Below are 22,055 nucleotides of genomic sequence, written 5' to 3'. Positions count from 1 at the left end.
TGCAATTATCCGCCGAGCTATACTTTACTGTAGTAGAAAATGCCATCTTTACTCAACTGCTCTATGATGGAACCGTCTTCTAACAAGTAGTCAATTTGGCCAATGGTTTCCGATAAGGTAAGTCCTAATTCTTTTTCGTAAGCATGAGCAAACAGTTCTTTTGTCAGTTCATAAACCGTGCACTGACCTTTCCCAATAATGCCAAGCGTTTTCATGGCACGTTGATGTTGCTTTGTTAAACGAGAAGTAATCAATTCGTTGACATTGCGTACTTCTTCACCATGACCACTGTAAATCACATCAATCGGCATTTTTAGTAAGCGTCTGAGCGAAGCATTATATTGAAGCAACGATTTCGGGCGGCCGAGTGCAGGATCTAGTGGTGGTTCTATTAATGGATTGGAAGATACAGTCGCGATCACATGATCGCCTCCAATCATTTCACGCGTCTGTGCATTCCAAAATGATAAGTGGCTCTGTGCATGTCCCAGTGTTTCAAGAACTTGCCACTCAGTGTGTCCTGGTAGCGTATCTCCTTCATTAATGAACATATCTAGTGGACGATTGCCCATTAAATTTAAGGGCCGTTTCATTTTTTTAACCCAAAAATGCAAATCGCCTGGAACTCCTTCTTCCTTTAATCTTTCCAAGTAAAATGCGTCATGGTAATCAAAAAAATCTTGGTCACGGCGAAGCCAAGGATCATTATAAGGATGTCCGTATAATTTCGCGTTCTCAAAGCCGTCTACCCACCCCGAATGATCCGGGTGATGATGCGTTAGTACAACTTGGTCAACATCTTTTGGTTCTGCACCAAATTCTTTAAGTCCCGCTTTTAAAGCGAGCCAAGCTTCGGGAGTTTTAGGTCCGGCATCGATCAAAGTTAGCATGTCACCTTGTATCAAGTAAGAATTAACATCTCCTACAGCAAACGGTGTCGGAATAATAATCTTATGTAAAGTCAAATTAACCCTCTCCTCTAAGTGAATCACTATTCATCTATCATACATGGAAAATTTGAAATCGTCACTTCTTTACGCTATTTGACAAAGAGTCAAGCTATCCTCTATAATTTATTAACATATGTGAGCGAAGATAAAGATTAGTACACAAAGTGAAGGTGTCAAGAGAGTGTTGCTTTAGCTGAAATGCACGCCCCCTCTCCTTTGTAGAACCTGCTTTTGAGCTGCCGTGAAAACACGGCCGTCTGTCCGCGTTATGGATATTGAGTGGTGTCTTCATGGCAAACTTAGGTGGTACCGCGGAAACAAAGCGTTTTCGTCCTTGTATAAACAGGGACGAATGCGCTTTTTATTATGAGGAAAGAGAGTGATACCAATGAAAATTGTCTGTGTTGGAGCCGGATCCATGGCTGAATCCATGATTCATGGCTGGATCAATAAGCGAATTATGAAACCAGAAGAAATTTCGGTGATGAACCGATCAGATCAGGACCGACTTGAATTTCTAAGTGACGAATATGGTGTAAATATCGTTTGCGAGGAACAAACAGAATTAAAAGATGCCAATTTCGTCTTACTTGCGATGAAACCAAAAGATGTAGAAGCAGCACTCAGTGGAATTAAAGAAAAATTGACGGGGAACACGGTTATCTTGTCTGTCGCAGCAGGCGTTTCAATCGCAACGATTCAAAAACATGTCGGAGATTTTCCAGTCGCACGTGCAATGCCAAATACTTCTGCGAAAATCGGGAAATCGGCGACCGGCGTCGCATGGAGCAAACACGTTTCGCTGGAACAGCAACATGAATTACGAGATCTACTGTCGTCGATTGGCGGTGTCACAGTCGTTGAAGAAGAACAATTGCATGCCGTTACTGGAGTTGCAGGAAGTGGACCAGCTTATATTTATTATTTTGCTGAAGCAATGACTGAAGCGGCTATTGAAAATGGATTGTCCCCTGCCGATGCAAAAAAACTAGTACGCCAAACTTTTGCAGGTGCTGCTGAAATGCTGCAACAAGAAGATTTTGCTGAGTTGCGAATAAAAGTAACCAGTCCAAACGGCACAACTGCAGCAGGTCTGAACTCACTGGCAGAAAATAACTTTAAAGACATTGTCGGACAATGTGTCACGAAAGCCTCCCAACGATCTCAAGCGCTTGGAAAAGAATTTAAATAAATGCTGCTGTATAATTTGTAGTTGTATCTATATGAGGAGGGCATTCCATGGCAAAGCTATTTGAATCATTTACAATCAAAGAAACTGTTTTTAAAAATCGTATCGTTATGGCACCGATGTGTATGTACCAAAGCGATCAAGAAGATGGCAAAATAACAGACTGGCACCGCGTTCATTATCCAAGTCGTGCAGTCGGAGGCGTCGGTCTCATTATTACAGAAGCAACAGCAGTTCAACCACAAGGTCGCATTTCATCAAGAGATCTTGGCATTTGGAATGATTACCAGATTGATGGACAAGCAGAAGTTGTCCGGTTGATGAAACAAAACGGTGCCAAAACTGGCATTCAATTGGCACACGCTGGTAGAAAAGCAACAGTTGACGGCATTATCTATTCTGCAAGTGCTATTGCTTTTGATGACAGCTATCAAACACCCAAAGAAATGTCTTTAAGAGACATTGAAGAAACAATTGAAGCGTTTAAAAACGGAGCGATCCGCGCGAAAAAAGCCGGATTCGATGTCATCGAAATTCATGCAGCACATGGATACTTAATCAACCAATTCTTGTCTCCTTTAATCAATAAACGGAGCGACTTATACGGCGGTAACGCTGAAAACCGTTATCGTCTTTTGAAACAAGTCATAGATGTTGTCAATGAAATATGGAATGGCCCGCTATTCGTTCGAATTTCTGCGCACGATTACAGTGATGGGGGCATGACACCAGAGCAATATGTAGAAATGTCGCAATGGATGAAACAGCAAGGCGTCGATTTAATCGATGTTAGTTCTGGTGCTGTGGTACCAGCCCGCATATCGGTATTCCCTGGCTACCAAGTACCATTTGCAGAAACCATCAAAAAGCTCACACCAATTGCGACTGGTGCAGTTGGCTTGATCACTAGTCCGTTGCAAGCAGAAGAGATTCTCCAAAATGAGCGTGCAGATATGGTCTTCCTGGCACGTGAGCTGCTTCGCGACCCTTATTGGGCATATACTGCTGCTAAAGAACTTAAAGCGGAAATCACCGCTCCAGTGCCGTATGAACGTGGTTGGGTATAAGGCGGTTGCAAAATACTTCAGATTTAGTATACTTAAGATAACGTAAAAAACCGAATGCTTTCGCATTCGGCCAGCTGTATGCCGCCACGAGAGCGGTTGGCTGGAATATAGGCTTAAAAATAACCGTCATTCCACGCCACATGGGACGGTTATTTTTTTTTGTTAATGACCAAAATCATGGAAACGACAAGTGTTAACGCGCTGATCGTTAATCCGATACTCGCAAAAACGAGACCGAATGATTCTGTGATGGTCATGATACCACCCCCTTTCAACGGGAATGGCCAAACCGCCCTCATACAACTGTAACTTTATTTTAACACAAAAAGAACGTATGTTCTATTATTTCCAAAAATAATTTTATCATTAACCAAAAAAAGCCATTCCCTAGGAATGACTTGGCTGTTTTTTCCTAATTTTTTTAGCGTGCTGTAGCCATTCCAACTCTAAAAAATCGTGAGCGATAAATCCATGTGGCTGTATTTCCCTCATTTGTTTCAACAAAAATTTGTCGTCTTCTGGTAAAAAACGTGCACTAATATGATTCATGATTAATGTAGTAGCACCAGCTAAACGAGCTGTTTTAGCAGCATCATATACGGTTGAATGGCCATATTCGCCAGCCATCTTTTTAGCAGTTCCATCGAAGGTTGCCTCATGCACTAAAACATCAGCCCCTTGACTCAACTCGACAGCAGCGTGACAAAACCGCGTATCTCCCAGAATTGCAACAACAAATCCTCGCTCTTCTGGCTCAGTTACATCTTCACTACGGACTAATTGACCAGTAAGGGTTTCCACATCTTCCCCATTTTTTAACTTCGCTAGTAACGGACCTTTTGGAACACCAAGAGCTAGTGCTTTGTTAATAAGTAACTTCGGCGGCAATGGTTTTTGGGTAATTCTAAAACCATAGGACGGAATAACATGATCTAGCAACCGGGTTTCTACTGTCATTAGCTCATCCTCAAATAACAAACCTTCTACTAATTCATGATAAACAACCGAGTAAGTTAAATGCGTACGACTCAATTTTAACGTCATTTCGATGTATTCTTTAATTCCCGAGGGACCATAAATTTCAAGTGCTTCATCCCCTCCTTGGAATGACCGAGACCCAAGAAGGCCAGGCAAGCCGAAAATATGATCTCCATGCATATGAGTAATAAAGATTTTTTCGATTTTGCGCGGCTTAATGGTTGTATGGAGAATTTGGTGCTGCGTCGCTTCTCCGCAGTCAAATAACCAAACAGTTCCCCTTTCTTCCAGCAATTTTAGTACTAATGCAGAAGTATTACGTTGTTTAGAAGGCATTCCAGCACCGGTACCAAGAAATAATAATTGCATATGTCTCCTACTTTCTGTCATGTTCATGATCGTCAAGAAAATCTTTACTAAAGCTTGTTTGGGAATCGTAGTTTGCTTTTTTTATTTTTGTTCCTCGTGTTAAGACACTTTTCCCAAAACGACTTTCCAGTTTAGCCATCAAATCGAGGATGGGTTCTTCTTTAGCATGTTCTTGGAAATTGAAAATCGACAATTGTTCTGTCATATCGACTTTAGCAGCCACATTCGACACCGTCACGCCAATCAGCCGCAAAGGCTCACCGTTCCAATGCTTCGTAAACAATTGCCATGCATTGCGGTGAATATCATCGGCTTTCCAAACCGTGTTGTTTAGCGTAACGCTGCGCGTTCTGTTTTTCCAATCAGAGCTGCGGGTTTGAATGCTGACGGTGGGACCCGCTAATTCTTTAGCTTCTAGACGGTTAGCCACTTTTTCACTGAGCTGACGAAATAAGGCTTTTAAATTTTGTTCATCTGTTTCATCTACCGGTAGGGTAGTTGACGTACCCACACTTTTTGTATCATAAATCGAATCGGGATCAACTTGACGGTCATCGATACCATTGGCACGTGCCTGCAGGCGAACTCCATTTTTACCCATCTTTTCTTTAATCAACCCTTCATTTGCTAGAGCCAACTCACCGATCGTTTCGATTTTCAAATTTTTTAGCCTCGTTGCTGTACTGTCACCAATACCATGCATATCAATGACGGGATTTGGCCATAGTAAAGTTTGAATATCGCGTTTTCGCAATATCGTAATGCCCATCGGTTTTTTCATATCGGAAGCCGTTTTGGCTAAAAATTTATTAGGAGCAATGCCAATAGAGCAAGGCAAGTCTAATTCGGCAAGCAAACGTTGTTGAATGTTTTTAGCAATTTCAAGTGCATGCTGTTGTTGTGTCAATTCCGTGACGTCCACATAGCCCTCGTCAATCGATACGGGTTCGACCATCTCCGTATAGGAACGCAAAATCTCGAACATTGCTTTAGAGGCTGTCCGGTAACGTTCAAAATTCGGTGGCAATACTAAAAGTCCAGGAAACTTACGTTTGGCTTCATGTACTTGCATCGTCGTGTAAATGCCATAGGCTCTCGCTTCGTAGGAACACGTAACGATAATGCCTTTACGTTCTTTGGGATTTCCAGCAATAGCAATCGCTTTGCCTTTTAGTTCCGGATTGTGTGATTGTTCAACGGAAGCATAAAAACTATTCATATCAATATGAAAAATAACTCGGCTAGCCATAAAGCGCTCTCCACTTTTCTTTTCTTTTCAGTGTATCAAAAAAAGAGAGAACATACATCCTGTTCTCTCTTTTCTGTGAAGCTTCTATTAGTTAGTTGGTAGTTGATTCTTTAACAATTTCAACGAGTAATTCCGTCAATTTTTCAAGTTCTTCGATTGGCATCCGTTCATTTTTTGTATGGATTTCTTCATAGCCTACACATAAGTTAACAGTAGGGACACCAAAACCGTTGAAAATATTAGCATCACTACCGCCTCCACTTGTTAGGATTGGCGACGGACGACCGATTTTAGCTGCTGCTTTTTGAGCAATTTCAACAACTGGATCCATGTCATCAAAGTAGAATCCTGGATACATTAGTTTAACTTCTGTTTTTGCACGTCCACCTAGGTTTTCTGCTACTTGTTCAAAAACAGTTTCCATGTGGATAGTTTGTGCAGCTAGTTTGTCTTCGCTAATTGAACGTGCTTCTGACAAAATATGGACTTCATCACAAACAATATTAGTAGCACCGCCACCTTCAAAATGTCCGATATTTGCTGTTGTTTCTTCATCTATACGGCCTAAGGTCATTTTAGCAATCGCTTTTGCAGCAATACTAATAGCTGAAATTCCTTTTTCTGGTGCAATTCCAGCATGTGCTGTTTTCCCATAAATGGTCGTCCACAATTTCGCTTGGTTTGGTGCAGCTGTAACAATACCCCCAACTTTACCGTCGCTGTCTACGGCATAGCCGTATTTTGCAATTAATAGCGAAGGATCCATTTCTTTCGCACCGACCAAGCCACTTTCTTCTCCAGCTGTAATAACCAATTGAATATCGCCATGCTCAATTTGCTGTTCCTGAAGCACCCGGATCATTTCAAACAAAGCAGCAATACCTGCTTTGTCATCTGCACCTAAAATCGTCGTGCCGTCTGAATAAACGTAGCCGTCACGAATTTCAGGTTTAACACCTACTCCCGGTGTAACGGTGTCCATGTGAACTGTGAAATATATAGGCGCAACATGACTTAATGTTCCCCGCAGTGTAGCAATAATATTACCTGCACCATGACCTGTAACTTCAGCTGTATTGTCTATTACAACATGAAAACCCATCGCTTCAAGCTTAGTTTTTAAAATTAGAGAAATGACGCCTTCGTGTTTTGTTTCAGAATCAATTTGAAGCAATTCCAAAAATTCATCCATTAATCTTTCGCTATTCATCTAAAACACTCCTTCTATATCTTACAGCGGCATATTGCCGTGTTTTTTTGCAGGACGCGTATCTTTTTTATTGCGCATCATTTCTAATGCTTGAATCAATTTGATGCGCGTTTCGCGTGGGTCAATAACATCATCGACCATGCCACGAGCAGCCGCAACATAAGGATTCGCGAACTTAACACGGTATTCCTCAATTTTTGCTGCACGCGTTTCTTCTGGGTTGTCGCTTGCCGCGATTTCGCGTGCAAAAATGATATTCGCTGCGCCATTTGGACCCATAACCGCAATTTCTGCATTTGGCCATGAATAAACCAAATCTGCACCGATAGATTTAGAGTTAAGTGCAACGTAAGCACCGCCGTATGCTTTTCTTAGGATCACAGTCATTTTAGGCACAGTTGCTTCTGAATAAGCATATAAAATTTTCGCTCCGTGACGGATAATACCGCCGTGTTCTTGCTTAATACCTGGGAAAAATCCTGTAACATCTTCAAATGTAATCAGCGGAATATTAAACGAATCACAGAAGCGAATAAAACGGGCTGCTTTATCAGAAGAATCGATATCAAGCCCGCCTGCCATGACTTTCGGTTGGTTACAGATTAACCCAACCGTTTCCCCTTTGATGCGTGCCAGGCCAATAACAATGTTACGCGCAAATTCTGGTTGCACTTCCATGAAACTGTCTTTATCGACAACTTGCTCAACTACCTTACGCACGTCATATGGCCGAATCGCTTCAAAAGGGACGACGTCAGCTAAATCTGGACGGTAATCATCTTCTTCTCCACCATCCAGACGTGGAGGCATTTCCGTATTATTCTGCGGCAAATAGCTAATCAATTGACGTACCATTTCCAGCACTTTTTGTTCTGAATCCCCACGGAAGTGCGCATTGCCGCTAATTGCTGTATGTACTTTCGATCCTCCAAGGTCTTCAGAGGAAATTTTCTCACCAGTAACGGTTTCAATGACTTTCGGTCCAGTAATAAACATTTGGCTCGTTTTATCGACCATAAACACAAAGTCCGTAATCGCTGGCGAATAAACTGCGCCACCTGCAGAAGGTCCCATAATAACAGAGATTTGCGGAATAACTCCAGAATAAATCGAGTTGCGATAAAAAATTTGGCCATAGCCATCTAGGGACAAGACACCTTCTTGAATACGTGCACCACCGGAATCGTTTAACCCGATAAAAGGTGCGCCGTTTCGCGCAGCTAAATCCATGACATTGGCAATTTTTTTCGCATGCATTTCCCCTAAAGCTCCACCAAAAACAGTAAAGTCCTGCGAAAACAAGTAAATCGCTCTGCCATTTACTTTACCGTACCCCGTGACTACCCCTTCACCAGGACCTTCTGCCATACCGAAATCGGTTGTGCGATGTTCAACAAACGGGCTCAGTTCAACAAATGTTCCCTCATCGACTAATAAATCAATTCGTTCACGCGCTGTCAGCTTGCCTTTATCGTGCTGCTTTTTGATGCGCTCTTCGCCACCACCAAGTTCGATCTCGCGTTTACGGTCGTACAATTCATTGATTCTCTCGTAAATATCCATTTCCCCACTCCCAATCACTCTTTTTCGCAAAGTTCGTACAATACCCCATTTGATGATTTCGGATGCAAAAAGGCTATCATTGCTCCACCTGCACCCGGCTTTGGCTGTTCGTTTAGTAGTTGGACACCTTTGTCACGCAGTTCTTCCATTCGCTGTTCAATATTGACGACACCAAATGCAATATGGTGAATGCCTTCACCCTTTTTCTCTAAAAATTTGAAAATGGCACTTTGTTCATCCATCGGTTCCAGTAATTCTAGTTTGACATTTCCCGCATCGATAAATGCGACGCGTACTTTCTGAGACTCTACTTCTTCGATTTTCATCAGTGACAGTCCGAGTGTATCCGTGTAATAAGGAAGGACAGCATTCAAATCCCGCACTGCGATTCCGATATGATCTACTTTTTTCATCCTAGTTTCACTTCCTTTTTTATCTTCTCTCTTATTGTACAGATTCGCTGTTAAAAACTCTAGTTGTTAGCGAATATTTGGAAAACCGTAGCGTGTCTCTTCAACTTCTACTCAATATATGATATGATTTCCTCAAGGATTTGATTGATAAAGGAGTTTACCACTAATGAGAAATGCAGCTTTTCGCAAGTTTATCGTTTATGCGATGATTGGCATCATGCTACTATCAAGCTTTATGTTTGGTTTGAGCTTTATTCTTTAATGGATTTTAAAAGACAGCAAGAGCTAAATCGCTCTTGCTGTCTTTTTGATTTTCATTTTTGGGAAACGAATAGAGTTAGCCGGCTGCTTCTGTTTTTCTTGTTTGAAAGCCTTTATAGGATTGCTTGATTTCCAAATACGTTTCCATTTCATGAATCACTTGGTAAAGTTCCGCCATGGCGAGGAATTTTTCGTGACTGTCAGGTAGTGGCAGTGCAGCAAAGTTTTCTTTGACTTTATTTAATTTAGATATATAGCGATACGCTGTATTGCCTGAGTGAACGTGCTCTGACAAATCTTGCAGAAAGTCAGCGACCAAATCTGTTTGATCCACGATTACTGGCAACGCTGTAATTTTCGGTAAAATTCGCTCAATAATTTCAAGTTGCTGTTCACGCATTTCAAAGTAATGATAGTATTTGTTTTCATGGCGTCTAATGTGATTTTCAACGTCTTGATACGCCAACGCTTTTGCTTTTTCCAGTAACTTTCGGGCATCCATCAATTCTTTGCCGCTCCATACAGATTCTCTTTCCCTCAAATAAATAACAATTTCACGAAAAATAGAGGCGTATAGATTTTCAATTTCGTAACGATAGCTTTTCAGCTTTTTTTCAATGCTCGGCATGTACATATTGACGACCAACGCTGTACCAAAACCCACAAGCATCAGAATCAATTCATTTGTCAGCAAATCCATATCTAGATTTTTGGCATCGTATATATGCAGCAAAATTACGGCACTTGACACAAAACCATCTTGAAAACGTAAGGTTACCAACAAAGGAATAAAGAGGACAATGAGAACACCAATCATAACAGGATGGTAAGAAATCCCTTCAAAAAAGATGAACGCATAAAGGATACCAATCAAACTGGCGATAAACCGAGAAAACGCTGCACGAATCGACTTTCTCTTCGTCGGTTGTATACAAAGAATCGTTAAAATTCCAGCCGATACATAATAATCAAGCTGGAGCAATTGAGCTAACGAAATAGCAACGGCTACACCTAGCGCGGTTTTCAACGTACGATAACCAATTGAATAAGGCTTAAAATTTAGCTTCATTGTCCCCTCCAAATTTAGACATGAAAAAGATGCCTCCATAAAGAGGCACCTTTTTTAAACTTCTTCGCAATGCTGTTCAAATATCGCTTGGATATGCGTAATAACAGACATAGGATCATGTCCTTCAATTTCATGACGGCCGATCTCGTCAACCATTTTTCCGTCTTTCATAAAAACGAATGATGGCGAAGACGGTAAGTGATCGTCACCGAAAATTGCGCGTGCTTGAGCAGTTGCTTCTTTATCTTGCCCAGCAAAAACGGTAAACAAACTATCTGGACGCTTATCGTAGTGAATCGAATGCAACGCTGCTGGACGAGCAATGCCGCCTGCACATCCACATACCGAGTTAATCATGACAAGACTAGTTCCTTTTTGTGAAAATGCTTCATTTACAGCTTCAGCTGTTTCGAGCTGTGTATATCCACCATCAATCAATTCTTGGCGAGCTTGTGTTGCTATATCGTTCATTAGGAAGTTAAAATCCATGCTCATCAAATACCACTCCTTATTATTGCTTCTTTTATCATAGCAGTTGTTCTGTCGACTTGCAAAAAAAGCTTACTCAAAAAGCCGGACGATTGCCTGCGCTACAGTCAATTCATCGCTCAATACTTGCTTTTCTAACACGGTCACCAATTGACGGCGATTCACATCGTCAAAAAAGCGACTATGTAACTCGTCTGTAATCATCGAACGGAACCAATCTTTTGTTTGTTCTTGACGACGCCGCTTCCAAAACCCGCTATTTTTTACTGCTATTTCAAATTCCTGAATCATTTCCCAAACGCCTGGAATACCCGTACTTTCTACAGAAGAAGCAGCAATCGGTCTAGTTGTCCAACTTTCAGTTGCCGGCTGCAGAAAATGCAGCATTTGCTTGTACTCTGCCACTGTTCGTTTTGCCAGTCGGACATTATCTCCGTCCGCTTTATGGACGACAATCGCATCTGCCAATTCCAATATCCCTTTTTTCATCCCCTGTAATTCATCCCCAGCACCTGTCAACACTAATAACAAGAACATGTCGACCATACCACGAACTAAAGTTTCACTTTGACCAACTCCGACTGTTTCCACTAAAATTATATCGTATCCTGCCGCTTCACAGAGTAACATCGTTTCGCGCGTCTTTTTATGAACACCACCAAGCGTGCCGGCTGTAGGTGACGGCCGGATAAAGGCATTCGGATTTCGCGCTAGCTCCTCCATACGGGTTTTGTCTCCGAGAATACTGCCACCAGTAAGCGATGAACTTGGATCAATCGCCAGTACCGCAACACGGTGGCCAAGACTTGTTAGCATTTCACCAAAGGTTTCAATAAAGGTACTTTTCCCAGCTCCGGGTACGCCGGTAATGCCAATACGCAGACTGTCGCCTGTAAACGGCAGCAATTGGTTGAGCAATTCCTGACCGTTTTGTTTATGTTCTGGATTTGAGCTTTCAAGTAAGGTAATTGCTTTTCCAAGATACAGCCGCGATCCGCTCTGTACGCCTCGTGCAATGGTTTCAATATCCAAATTTCCAGTATCCGGTTTCTTGAACTTTTTCCGTGGCAAAGGTTTCATGCCGTCATGCGCTTCATGAACACCTTCCATGACACGTCTGAAATTTTTTTCATGGCTCATCAGTCTGCCACTTCCTCATAACCTAAACGCACGTAAATTTCTTCGATAACTTTTTGTGCCGCTACTGGGATGACTGTTCCAGGACCAAAAATAGCACTAGCTCCATTGTTGCGCAAAAACTCATAATCTTGCGCGGGAATAACTCCCCCAACAACAATCAAAATATCTTCTCGTCCAATTTTCGTAAGCTCTGCTTTTAAATCTGGAACCAATGTCATATGTCCAGCTGCTAGTGAACTCACACCAATAACGTGAACATCATTTTCCACTGCTTGTTGCGCTGTTTCGGCTGGTGTTTGGAATAATGGGCCAATGTCAACGTCAAAGCCCAAATCAGCAAATGCCGTGGCAATAACTTTTGCTCCGCGATCATGGCCGTCTTGGCCCATTTTAGCAATTAAAATACGTGGACGACGCCCTTCATTCTCAATAAAGTCTTCTGTCATTTTTTTGACGATTTCCATTTCTTGCTGATTTGAAAAATTTGAACTATAAACCCCACTCACTGAACGAATCACCGCCTTATGCCTTCCGGATGCTTTTTCAATGGCGTCGGAGATTTCACCAAGAGATGCGCGGTGACGTGCCGCTTCAATGGCACAAGCTAAAATATTGTCTTTCCCGCTTTGTGCTGCTTTGGTCAATGTTTCTAGAGCTGTTGCAACTTTGTCACTATCGCGCTCAGCTTTCATCCGATCTAATCGTTCAATCTGCGTTTTACGAACCATTGTATTATCGATATTCAAAATATCGATCGGATCTTCTTGATCGAGACGGTACTTGTTGACACCAATAATGACTTCTTCATTGGAATCGATTTGCGCCTGCTTTTTCGCTGCGGCTTCCTCAATACGCATTTTAGGTAAACCCGTTTCGATAGCTTTCGCCATTCCACCTAGTTCTTCAACTTCTTCTATCAATTCCCACGCTTTTTCCATTAATTCATTCGTTAAGGTTTCAACGTAGTAAGAACCGCCCCATGGATCGATAACATTGGTCATCATCGTTTCTTCTTGAAGGAATAATTGTGTATTGCGGGCAATTCTTGCAGAAAAATCTGTCGGTAAGGCAATGGCTTCATCGAGTGCATTCGTATGAAGCGATTGCGTATGACCCATTGCCGCTGCATTGGCTTCGATCAATGTGCGTGTGACGTTATTAAACGGATCTTGCTCAGTCAAACTCCATCCTGATGTTTGCGAATGTGTCCGCAAAGCCAATGCCTTGTCATTTTTCGGATCGAAAGTTTTCATCATTTTTGCCCAGATTTCTCGTCCTGCACGCATTTTTGCAATTTCCATGAAATAATTCATGCCAATGCCCCAGAAAAATGACAACCGCGGTGCGAAATGATCGATATCTATGCCTGCCGCAAGTCCTGTCCGAACGTATTCAAGCCCGTCTGCTAGTGTATAAGCTAGTTCAAGATCTGCCGTTGCGCCTGCTTCTTGAATATGATAACCAGAAATCGAAATTGAATTAAATTTTGGCATATGATCTGAAGTATATTTAAAAATATCTGCGATAATTTGCATCGACATGGCTGGCGGATATATATACGTATTACGTACCATATATTCCTTTAAAATATCATTTTGAATTGTCCCCGCTAGTTGGTCAGGAGATACACCTTGTTCTTCAGCTGCGACAATAAAAAACGCCATAATCGGCACAACTGCACCATTCATCGTCATAGATACTGACATCTGATCCAATGGAATGCCATCAAACAAAATTTTCATGTCTTCAACGCTGTCAATGGCAACGCCTGCTTTACCAACGTCTCCAACAACGCGCTCGTGGTCTGAGTCATAGCCACGGTGTGTCGCCAAATCAAAAGCAACGGATAAGCCTTTTTGCCCCATCGCTAAATTGCGACGATAAAAGGCATTACTTTCCTCTGCAGTTGAAAATCCAGCGTACTGGCGCACAGTCCAAGGACGCGAAACGTACATCGTTGGATACGGACCGCGAACATTTGGAGCAAATCCTGGCATGCTTTCTTCTAGAAAATCGATATCTTTTGCCGTATAAACTGGCTTAATAGCAATTCCTTCATTTGTTGTAAAGACGCTTTGTTGTTCGACCGTTTGAGTCGCGGTAGCTAATTGATCAAGCGTTACTTTTGAAAAATCGGGTTTAGCCATTAGAACGCCTCCTTTCCTAAAGCGAGAATTTTGTCGAGTTTTGTAGTCATATGCTTACCCGAATAGAGCGTTTCATTAATACCAAATTGTGCCCACTCTGATAGCTGTTCTTTTGGATACCTACCTGCGAGATCAATACTCGCCTTTGTATCCAATCCAGTTACAACTGCCTCAACTGCCTCTTTTGATCCACACAACACACCATAATCAATCGCTTCATTTGCTAAAAATTGATTAATTTCTTTAGCCGTCGCTAAATGTGAACTTACTAGAGGCTCTATTCCCCCTACTGCTAAAAAGCCTGAAACAAAGTCAACTTGTGCTTTTATGTTCTTTACTGGCTCGAGAAGAATGATTGCAGATTTCAAGTTCACTACTTTACTTTGTGCACGAAGATTTTCAAATGGTGTTGCCAAACGTTTAGCTGTCATGTATTCCAAGTGACTGTCACCTATTTTCGAGTCTCTCACGGGTTCTTGTGGATTGGCATAAATATTCGTGCCAATCAGCGACTGTTGACGCGTTGCGGTATTGTTTTCTCGATCAACCCATTTTGCTTGAATATCGTCTGTCAACCAGCCTGATTTAATAACTTCGGAATAGCCACCTGCTTGTTCGATTTCCAGGAAATAATTCCATCCAGCTTCTACGTACTCTTTCGTTAAAGTTTCAACAAAATACGAGCCGGCTGAAGGATCCACCACATGAGACACATGAGCCTCTTCTTTTATGACCAATTGGACGTTGCGCGCGATACGTCTACTTGATAAATCCGGTTTGGTCAAAAAATCATGCGGATGGACCGTATGCGCATCTGTTCCACCAAGAACAGCCGCAAATGTGGAATTTCCTGCACGCAATAAATTCACATAAGGATCTAGCTTTGAGTAAGAACGGACAGACGTTTCTGTAAATAATGGAATCATCGGCGCTTCTTCTCCAAAAGCAGAACTGAAAGCTTGCCATAATACACGGAATGCACGCAACTTTGCGATTTCTTGGAAGAATTGTGTATCTACAGCAAAGCGAATCCACGTATTTTTAGCAGTTTCCGAAAAATCACTCTCTGCCATTCGTTCTGACAGAATACTCAGTGCAACGCCTAGTTCGTGTACGGCTGTTCCTCCAGCATGATGAATTGGAATGGTATCTACCAATTGAGTCCGAACGTTTTCTGGGGCTTTCACAGCTTCTTCAGAAAAAACAACACCTTGTACGTGTGCTAGCTGTTCCGGTGCCACAAAATCAAAAACACGCAAAATGTCTTGATCGTCACTTGTCAATTTAAAGTACAACGGTTTCTCGATGATCAATTCTGCCAACTCACTCAATTGCTCATCTGTCCAATCAAATTTGCCGAATCCTGTATAGACAACGGTTTCATTTCCGCGAAGTATATCGTCTTTCACCAAAGTTAAATATTGTTCTGCCGACTCGGCCATCACTTCTTGTGCCACCAACCAACTCGGCTGATATTTGCCATGTTGGATAGCCCCAACTTGTGCCGGTACATAACTCCCTAATTGATCGAGCATGTTTTTGGTGTATAGCGGTTCAAGTGTAATATCTTCGATTGTTGAAGTTTTCAACGTTTTCTCGAAAGGTTTGCCTTTAATCGCTTTTACAGCTGCATGCTGCCATTCACTATATGTACGCTTTGGAAATTGTATGTTCTTCATCGATTCGATTGTCAAACTATTCCCTCCTCAAAGGCTATCTGTCTCCATTTTAACCGACTCGACGCCGACATTAAAGCAAAAAAAGCTTGAAGTCCGAAGACTCCAGCTTTTCTTAGTAAACAGATGTATTTTCTTTTGACATATTCTCTAATATTTCTTTCACGCGAGCCAAGAATTGACCGCAAACAAGACCATCAAGTACACGGTGATCGAGTGATAGACAAAGGTTCACCATGTCACGCGCTGCAATCATTCCGTTATCCATAATAACCGGACGTTTAACAATTGACTCAACTTGCATAATTGCTGCTTGCGGATGGTTGATGATGCCCATTGACTGAACAGAACCAAATGATCCTGTATTGTTTACAGTGAATGTTCCACCTTGCATATCAACTGATTTTATTTTGCCTGAACGTGCTTTTAATGCCAATTCGTTTACTTCTTTGCCAATGCCTTTAACCGATTTTTCATCAGAATTTCTGATAACCGGAACAAACAAAGCACTGTCAGAAGCAACTGCAATTGAAATATTGATATCTTTTTTCTGGATAATTTTATCTCCAGCCCACATCGAGTTCATCATTGGGAATTCTTTCAAAGCTTGTGATACAGCTTTTACGAAGAAAGCAAAATACGTAATATTAAAGCCTTCTTTTTTCTTAAATTCGCCTTTGATCGAATCACGGTATTGAACAAGGTTCGTAACATCCACTTCAATCATCATCCATGCGTGCGGTGCTTCGTGTTTACTCTTCAGCATATTTGCTGCAATCGCTCTACGAACACCCGTGACTGGAATTTCAATATCTCCCGGAGCACTTTCGATTGGAGCAGGTGCGGCTTTTGGTGCTTCTGGAGTTGCTATTGCTTGCTGAGCTGCCGGTTGTTCTTGTTGCGTTGGTGTCTGTGCTGCAGGCACATCTCCAGCTTTTGGAATAGTTCCACTGTCAATCAACTTCATTAAATCTTTACGCGTAATACGGCCTTCGTTTCCTGAACCGTCCACTTGCGTTAAGTCGATATCGTTGTCTTGAGCCAAGCGCAAGACAGCTGGTGAATAACGGCCTTTTGAGCCAGCTGGTTTCGCAGGTTGAGCTGCCGTTTTTGTTTCTTCTTTTTTGCCTGCTGACGGTGCTGCTGATTGTTCGTCAGGTGCGTTTTTTTCTTCTTTTACAGGTGCAGAGTTGCCGCCTTCAGTTTCAATCGTGCAGACAATTTCACCGACTGCTAGAGTTTCACCTTCTGAAGCAATTAATTCTTTAACAACTCCTGTGAACGATGATGGAACTTCCGCTGTCACTTTATCTGTATTAACTTCAGCGAGTGGATCATATTTATTTACATGATCACCTGGCTGGACAAGCCATTTTTCAATGGTGCCTTCTGTGACACTTTCACCCAGCTGGGGCATTTTGATGTTTTCAATAGCCAAGAGAATTCCTCCTTTACTTGTTGTTCGGTTTTATGTTTCTTACTCTTTAAGTAATAAGCCACTCTGACTTTGCGGCCGGTTCAACTTTTCTTTTGTCTAGCTTCAGCGCCCAGATTCTAGGGTCATAAGCCACTCTGGCTGTGCGGCAAAAAACGCCGCTTCGCCAGTGTGTCTTACGCCCGTCGAATCTAGATGGGCGCTTACGCTTTTCTTTTTAAAATTCAGCTAGTTCTCTCATTGCTTTTTCTACTTTGTCTGGGTTGATCATGAAGAATTTCTCCATTGTTGGTGCATATGCCATTGCTGGGATATCAGGTCCAGCTAGACGTTTAATCGGAGCATCTAGGTCGAATAGGCAGTTTTCAGCGATGATCGCTGCTACTTCTCCGATGATACTTCCTTCTTTATTGTCTTCTGTAACTAGAAGAACTTTACCTGTCTTTTTCGCAGCTTCGATAATGCCTTCTTTGTCCAATGGATAAATTGTGCGCAAATCAAGGATGTGCGCAGAAATACCATCTTCGGCTAGACGTTCTGCTGCTTGAAGTGCAAAGTGGACTGCTAAACCATAAGTGATGACTGTAATATCTTCACCTTCGCGTTTCACATCTGCTTTACCAATTTCAATTGTGTAATCTTCTTCTGGTACTTCACCTTTAATTAGACGGTATGCACGTTTGTGCTCAAAAAACATAACCGGATCTTCATCGCGAATTGCTGCTTTTAACAAGCCTTTTGCATCGTATGGAGTTGACGGGATAACGATTTTTAACCCAGGCTGATTAGCGAATATTGCTTCTACTGACTGCGAATGATAAAGTGCGCCATGAACACCACCGCCAAAAGGTGCGCGGAAAACGATTGGACAAGTCCAGTCGTTATTTGAACGGTAACGAATGCGTGAAGCTTCCGAAATAATTTGGTTGATAGCGGGCATGATGAAATCCGCAAATTGCATTTCTGCAATTGGGCGTAATCCGTACATCGCTGCACCAATGCCGACACCGGCAATCGCTGATTCTGCAAGAGGTGTATCTAAGACACGGTCTTCACCGAACTGATCGTACAGACCTTGAGTCGCTTTAAAAACGCCGCCTTTTTTACCGACATCTTCTCCGAGAACAAAGACGTTTTCATCACGTTCCATTTCTTCTTTCATGGCAAGCGTGATGGCATCAATATAAGACATAATAGCCATTATTCGTCTCCTCCTTCTTCGGCATAGACATACTTCATTGCGTGCTCTGGTTCTGCATATGGTGCCTCTTCTGCATAATCCGTTGCTTCATTGACAATTACCATGATGCGATCATTAATTTCTTTTTCAAGTTCATCGTTCATTACACCGTTTTCTTTCAAATAAGCACCAAATGTCAAAATTGGATCTGTTGATTTTTGTGCAGCCAATTCATCCGCAGAGCGATACTGGCGGTGATCATCATCTGACGAGTGCGCTGTCATTCGTTCGCAAACTGTTTCTATCAGGCTTGGTCCTTCGCCACGGCGTGCGCGATCAGCAGCTTCTTTAACATGTTTGTATACTTCAATCGGATCGTTGCCATCGATTGTTACACCTGGCATACCATAGCCGATTGCTCGATCCGATACGTTTTTACAAGCTAACTGGCGTTCAACGGGCACCGAAATTGCATATTTATTGTTTTCGACCATAATGATAACTGGTAACTTGTGAACGCCGGCAAAGTTCATGCCTTCGTGGAAATCCCCTTGGTTGGAAGATCCTTCACCCAGCGTCGTAAACGTGATAAAATCTTTTTTCTTCATTTTTCCTGCTAAAGCAACGCCCACTGCGTGAGGCAATTGTGTCGTAACAGGCGAAGAGCCTGTCAAAATACGGTTACTCTTTTGCCCAAAATGACCAGGCATTTGGCGCCCACCAGAGTTTGGATCTTCTGCTTTAGCGAAAGCAGACAGCATCAAATCTTTTGGTGTCATTCCAAAATGAAGGACGACACCAATATCGCGATAGTAAGGAGCGATATAATCTTTTGAATTATCAAGAGCAAAAGCAGCGCCTACTTGTGCTGCTTCTTGACCTTGGCACGAAATCACGAAAGGAATTTTTCCTGCGCGGTTTAATAGCCACATCCGTTCATCTACACGTCGAGCCATCAACATTGTTTCATACATTTTGAGTAAATCTTCATTTGTTAAACCAATTTCTTCATGTCTAGAAGCCATTATGTTTTCCTCCTTTAACTGTGAATTGCTTTTCCATCAACTGCCAAAGCCGCTTCGCCCATTACTTCTGATAGTGTCGGGTGTGGATGAATTGTTTCAGCAATTTCCCACGGAGTTGCATCTAACACCATTGCAAGACCCGCTTCCGAAATCATATCGGTTACATGCGGCCCAATCATGTGCACGCCAAGTATGTCGTTCGTTTCTTTGTCTGCGATAATTTTAACGAAACCATCAGATTCCCCGTAAACCAATGCTTTACCAATTGCTTTGAACGAAAATTTACCAACTTTTACCTCATGACCTTTTTCTTTTGCCTGCTCTTCTGTAATACCAACACTTGCTGCTTCTGGATTGGAATAAATGCAACGTGACACTAAGTCATAGTTAATTGCATGTGGATTATTGCCTTTAATGTGCTCGATTGCCGTGATGCCTTCGTGTGAAGCAACGTGCGCTAATTGAAGACCACCAATGACATCACCAATTGCGTAAATATGAGATTCTTTCGTTTGGAAAGATTTCTTCACTTGAATAAACCCTTTTTCAACAATAATGTCCGTGTTTTCAATGCCAATATTTTCAACATTTGCTTGACGACCGACTGATACTAGCATTTTTTCAGCAGAAAAACTTTCGTTTTTGCCACTGATTTCTGCTTGAATGGTAACGCCATTTTCACCTGTTTCTAATGTATCTGCCATTACTTTTGCGCTTGTCACAAACTTAACGCCTTTTTTCTTCAAAAGTTTCAACATCTCTTTAGAGATATCTTTATCTTCTGTTGGAACGATACGGTCTGCATATTCAATAACAGTTACGTCCACACCAAAATCGTTAAGCATTGAAGCCCACTCGATACCAATAACACCCCCACCAACAATTAGAATCGATTGTGGTAAAGTTTCCATCTTCAAGGCTTCATCTGAAGTCATAACGAACTTGCCATCAACAGCTAATCCTGGCAAAGTACGCGGACGTGAACCTGTAGCGATAATAACATTATTAGGAATTAACATTTCATTTTCTTCACCATTGTTCATTTCAACAGAAATGGTTCCAGCATTTGGTGAGAAAATAGAAGGTCCAAGAATTCGACCGATACCCTCGTAGACATCAATTTTCCCTTTTTTCATCAATCCTTGCACGCCTGCATGCAATTGGTCGACGATGCCTTGTTTGCGTTGCTGAACACGTCCAAAGTCTAGTGTAACTTCACCTGTCTGAACACCAAAATCAGCTGCATGATTTTTAGTCGTCGAATAAACTTCTGCACTTCTAAGCAATGCTTTGCTCGGAATACAACCTCTATGTAAGCAAGTCCCACCCAGTTCACTCTTTTCAACGATTGCTGTTTTCAATCCAAGTTGCGCAGAGCGTATTGCTGCTACATAACCGCCGGTTCCACCGCCTAAAATAACAACATCATAATTTTGAGCCATAGCTGTATCCTCCTTTATCTGTTCTACCGTTATTCCAATTTCTTGCTACATTGTTGTCCACTACTTAAAACGGATAGACTTTTGCGCGTTCTTCTCCATTTAATACCCGTGCTGCACCTTCAGCTAATGCTTGAAGTTCGTTTTCACCGGGTTGAATTTCGACATCGGCAATCCAACTTACCCGTTCCGATATTAGTTCTACCAAGCTCTCGCCATATGCTAAGCCACCCGTTAAAATGATGGCATCTACTTGGCCTTTTAAGACCGCACTGATTGCGCCAATTTCTCGCGCAATTTGATACGCCATCGCGTGATAGATCAATTCGGCTTTTTTATCTCCCGAAACAATACGCTGCTCTACTTTGACCACATCACTTGTTCCCAAATAGGCGAATAACCCACTTTGTCTCACCAATTTCTTGATGATTTCTTGGTGGCTGTAATGTCCAGAAAAGCATAGTTCGACCAAATCGCCTGTTGGGACCGTTCCAGCACGTTCAGGACTAAACGGACCATCACCATGCAAACCGTTGTTGACATCAATAACGCGACCATTGTGATGAGCGCCAACTGTTATGCCATTTCCCATATGCGCAACAATTAAATTGACCTCTTCGTATCGACGTCCTCTTTTTTCAGCACATCGACGCGCAACCGCTTTTTGATTGAGAGCATGAAAGATAGATTTTCTTTTAATTGACGAAAATCCAGATACACGTGCAAGTGGCTCTAATTCGTCAACAACGACCGGATCTACTATAAATGCGGGTATATTCAGTGCATCCGCAATTTCAAATGCAATAATGCCACCTAGATTAGAAGCATGCTGTCCTGAGTACCCTACGCGTAAATCTTCTAGCATTCCACTGTTAACTTCATAAGTTCCACCTTCAATGGGACGTAATAACCCGCCCCTGCCACAAACTGCGGCTAAATTAGAAACATTCATACCCTCTTCGTCCAACGCTTCCAAAATCGTATTTTTTCTGAATAGATATTGGTCGTTAATACTGGAAAATTTACTTAGGTCTTCTGTGGTGTGGCGTATCATTTTTTCCATAATCAAAATATCATTATCGAAAACACCAATTTTTGTCGATGTAGAGGCAGGATTAATGGCCAGGATCCGATTCGACTGCCTTTGCACGTCGCTCCCTCATTTCTTCTTATACTAATAGATTTTTTCTTCCATCTCCGACAACC

The 22,055-nt window shown here is 42.1% G+C and carries 19 protein-coding genes; 3 read left to right on the top strand and 16 right to left on the bottom strand.

Going from position 1 to position 22,055, the window contains the following annotated elements; translation table 11 throughout:
• Positions 1 to 17: 17 nt before the first annotated feature.
• The gene (locus AJGP001_RS08070; RefSeq protein WP_078080367.1) at positions 18 to 965 is read right to left on the bottom strand and encodes an MBL fold metallo-hydrolase; all 948 of its coding nucleotides are present in this window, start codon (positions 963 to 965) and stop codon (positions 18 to 20) included.
• A gap of 373 nt (positions 966 to 1,338) precedes the next feature.
• Between AJGP001_RS08070 and proC the strand changes: the two genes are divergently transcribed.
• Positions 1,339 to 2,142: a pyrroline-5-carboxylate reductase gene (proC, locus tag AJGP001_RS08065; RefSeq protein WP_078080366.1), complete on the top strand. Its 804-nt coding sequence runs from the start codon at positions 1,339 to 1,341 to the stop codon at positions 2,140 to 2,142.
• Positions 2,143 to 2,189: 47 nt separating this feature from the next.
• A complete protein-coding gene (gene namA, locus AJGP001_RS08060; protein WP_078080365.1) occupies positions 2,190 to 3,206 on the top strand; it encodes an NADPH dehydrogenase NamA in 1,017 nt (338 codons plus the stop codon).
• A gap of 387 nt (positions 3,207 to 3,593) precedes the next feature.
• Here namA and rnz read toward each other — a convergent pair whose 3' ends face one another.
• The 5 genes from rnz to mce all read right to left on the bottom strand — a co-directional run bounded on the left by rnz (position 3,594) and on the right by mce (position 8,988).
• A complete protein-coding gene (gene rnz / locus AJGP001_RS08055; RefSeq protein WP_078080364.1) occupies positions 3,594 to 4,553 on the bottom strand; it encodes a ribonuclease Z in 960 nt (319 codons plus the stop codon).
• A 7-nt stretch (positions 4,554 to 4,560) separates the two neighbouring features.
• Positions 4,561 to 5,802: a DNA polymerase IV gene (locus tag AJGP001_RS08050; protein WP_071154019.1), complete on the bottom strand. Its 1,242-nt coding sequence runs from the start codon at positions 5,800 to 5,802 to the stop codon at positions 4,561 to 4,563.
• 91 nt (positions 5,803 to 5,893) lie between these two features.
• A complete protein-coding gene (locus AJGP001_RS08045) occupies positions 5,894 to 7,012 on the bottom strand; it encodes a M20/M25/M40 family metallo-hydrolase (RefSeq protein ID WP_058385479.1) in 1,119 nt (372 codons plus the stop codon).
• 21 nt (positions 7,013 to 7,033) lie between these two features.
• Positions 7,034 to 8,575 carry an acyl-CoA carboxylase subunit beta gene (locus tag AJGP001_RS08040; protein ID WP_058385480.1) on the bottom strand — a complete coding sequence of 514 codons (1,542 nt, stop codon included), beginning with the start codon at positions 8,573 to 8,575 and terminating at the stop codon, positions 7,034 to 7,036.
• Between the two features lie 14 nt (positions 8,576 to 8,589).
• Positions 8,590 to 8,988, bottom strand: coding sequence for a methylmalonyl-CoA epimerase (gene mce / locus AJGP001_RS08035; RefSeq protein WP_071154018.1), 399 nt, complete (start codon positions 8,986 to 8,988; stop codon positions 8,590 to 8,592).
• Between the two features lie 166 nt (positions 8,989 to 9,154).
• Between mce and prli42 the strand changes: the two genes are divergently transcribed.
• Entirely contained in the window at positions 9,155 to 9,250 is a 96-nt protein-coding gene (prli42, locus tag AJGP001_RS17365) for a stressosome-associated protein Prli42 (RefSeq protein ID WP_149456201.1), read from the top strand.
• A gap of 75 nt (positions 9,251 to 9,325) precedes the next feature.
• On the opposite strand, the gene AJGP001_RS08030 is transcribed toward prli42, so the two are convergent.
• The 10 genes from AJGP001_RS08030 to buk form a co-directional block, all read right to left on the bottom strand.
• Positions 9,326 to 10,318, bottom strand: a complete 993-nt coding sequence (locus AJGP001_RS08030) for an aromatic acid exporter family protein (RefSeq protein WP_058385482.1) — start codon at positions 10,316 to 10,318, stop codon at positions 9,326 to 9,328.
• A 54-nt stretch (positions 10,319 to 10,372) separates the two neighbouring features.
• The gene (locus tag AJGP001_RS08025; RefSeq protein WP_058385483.1) at positions 10,373 to 10,813 is read right to left on the bottom strand and encodes a BrxA/BrxB family bacilliredoxin; all 441 of its coding nucleotides are present in this window, start codon (positions 10,811 to 10,813) and stop codon (positions 10,373 to 10,375) included.
• A 66-nt stretch (positions 10,814 to 10,879) separates the two neighbouring features.
• Positions 10,880 to 11,947, bottom strand: a complete 1,068-nt coding sequence (gene meaB / locus AJGP001_RS08020) for a methylmalonyl Co-A mutase-associated GTPase MeaB (protein WP_071154017.1) — start codon at positions 11,945 to 11,947, stop codon at positions 10,880 to 10,882.
• Complete coding sequence (gene scpA, locus AJGP001_RS08015) at positions 11,947 to 14,094, bottom strand: methylmalonyl-CoA mutase (RefSeq protein ID WP_078080363.1); 2,148 nt, start codon at positions 14,092 to 14,094, stop codon at positions 11,947 to 11,949. Before scpA ends, meaB begins: the two co-directional genes overlap by 1 nt.
• Positions 14,094 to 15,788 (bottom strand): methylmalonyl-CoA mutase family protein, encoded by a 1,695-nt coding sequence (locus tag AJGP001_RS08010; protein ID WP_078080362.1) that lies wholly within the window; start codon positions 15,786 to 15,788, stop codon positions 14,094 to 14,096. The genes scpA and AJGP001_RS08010 overlap by 1 nt, the downstream gene beginning before the upstream one ends.
• Before the next feature lie 97 nt (positions 15,789 to 15,885).
• The gene (locus tag AJGP001_RS08005; protein WP_078080361.1) at positions 15,886 to 17,208 is read right to left on the bottom strand and encodes a dihydrolipoamide acetyltransferase family protein; all 1,323 of its coding nucleotides are present in this window, start codon (positions 17,206 to 17,208) and stop codon (positions 15,886 to 15,888) included.
• Positions 17,209 to 17,422: 214 nt separating this feature from the next.
• On the bottom strand, positions 17,423 to 18,406 hold the full coding sequence (locus AJGP001_RS08000) for an alpha-ketoacid dehydrogenase subunit beta (RefSeq protein WP_058385488.1): 984 nt from the start codon (positions 18,404 to 18,406) through the stop codon (positions 17,423 to 17,425).
• Positions 18,406 to 19,410, bottom strand: a complete 1,005-nt coding sequence (locus AJGP001_RS07995) for a thiamine pyrophosphate-dependent dehydrogenase E1 component subunit alpha (RefSeq protein WP_058385489.1) — start codon at positions 19,408 to 19,410, stop codon at positions 18,406 to 18,408. The genes AJGP001_RS08000 and AJGP001_RS07995 overlap by 1 nt, the downstream gene beginning before the upstream one ends.
• Positions 19,411 to 19,424: 14 nt before the next feature.
• Positions 19,425 to 20,852, bottom strand: a complete 1,428-nt coding sequence (gene lpdA / locus AJGP001_RS07990; protein WP_071154016.1) for a dihydrolipoyl dehydrogenase — start codon at positions 20,850 to 20,852, stop codon at positions 19,425 to 19,427.
• 64 nt (positions 20,853 to 20,916) lie between these two features.
• Complete coding sequence (gene buk, locus AJGP001_RS07985) at positions 20,917 to 21,999, bottom strand: butyrate kinase (RefSeq protein ID WP_071154015.1); 1,083 nt, start codon at positions 21,997 to 21,999, stop codon at positions 20,917 to 20,919.
• Between the last annotated feature and the right edge of the window lie 56 nt (positions 22,000 to 22,055).

The sequence above is a fragment of the Planococcus faecalis genome (assembly GCF_002009235.1).
GTDB classification, from domain to species: Bacteria; Bacillota; Bacilli; order Bacillales_A; family Planococcaceae; genus Planococcus; species Planococcus kocurii.
This window is presented reverse-complemented; position numbering and strand designations above follow the sequence as displayed.

What these genes read in the sequence shown, in the direction of transcription:
- AJGP001_RS08000 (WP_058385488.1), bottom strand. Translation starts at nt 18,406, where the DNA reads ATGGCTATTATGTCTTATATTGATGCCATCACGCTTGCCATGAAAGAA.
- lpdA (WP_071154016.1), bottom strand. Translation starts at nt 20,852, where the DNA reads ATGGCTCAAAATTATGATGTTGTTATTTTAGGCGGTGGAACCGGCGGT.
- prli42 (WP_149456201.1), top strand. Translation starts at nt 9,155, where the DNA reads ATGAGAAATGCAGCTTTTCGCAAGTTTATCGTTTATGCGATGATTGGC.
- AJGP001_RS08025 (WP_058385483.1), bottom strand. Translation starts at nt 10,813, where the DNA reads ATGAGCATGGATTTTAACTTCCTAATGAACGATATAGCAACACAAGCT.
- AJGP001_RS07995 (WP_058385489.1), bottom strand. Translation starts at nt 19,410, where the DNA reads ATGGCTTCTAGACATGAAGAAATTGGTTTAACAAATGAAGATTTACTC.
- AJGP001_RS08030 (WP_058385482.1), bottom strand. Translation starts at nt 10,318, where the DNA reads ATGAAGCTAAATTTTAAGCCTTATTCAATTGGTTATCGTACGTTGAAA.
- mce (WP_071154018.1), bottom strand. Translation starts at nt 8,988, where the DNA reads ATGAAAAAAGTAGATCATATCGGAATCGCAGTGCGGGATTTGAATGCT.
- AJGP001_RS08050 (WP_071154019.1), bottom strand. Translation starts at nt 5,802, where the DNA reads ATGGCTAGCCGAGTTATTTTTCATATTGATATGAATAGTTTTTATGCT.
- meaB (WP_071154017.1), bottom strand. Translation starts at nt 11,947, where the DNA reads ATGAGCCATGAAAAAAATTTCAGACGTGTCATGGAAGGTGTTCATGAA.
- AJGP001_RS08040 (WP_058385480.1), bottom strand. Translation starts at nt 8,575, where the DNA reads ATGGATATTTACGAGAGAATCAATGAATTGTACGACCGTAAACGCGAG.
- namA (WP_078080365.1), top strand. Translation starts at nt 2,190, where the DNA reads ATGGCAAAGCTATTTGAATCATTTACAATCAAAGAAACTGTTTTTAAA.
- rnz (WP_078080364.1), bottom strand. Translation starts at nt 4,553, where the DNA reads ATGCAATTATTATTTCTTGGTACCGGTGCTGGAATGCCTTCTAAACAA.
- proC (WP_078080366.1), top strand. Translation starts at nt 1,339, where the DNA reads ATGAAAATTGTCTGTGTTGGAGCCGGATCCATGGCTGAATCCATGATT.
- scpA (WP_078080363.1), bottom strand. Translation starts at nt 14,094, where the DNA reads ATGGCTAAACCCGATTTTTCAAAAGTAACGCTTGATCAATTAGCTACC.
- AJGP001_RS08045 (WP_058385479.1), bottom strand. Translation starts at nt 7,012, where the DNA reads ATGAATAGCGAAAGATTAATGGATGAATTTTTGGAATTGCTTCAAATT.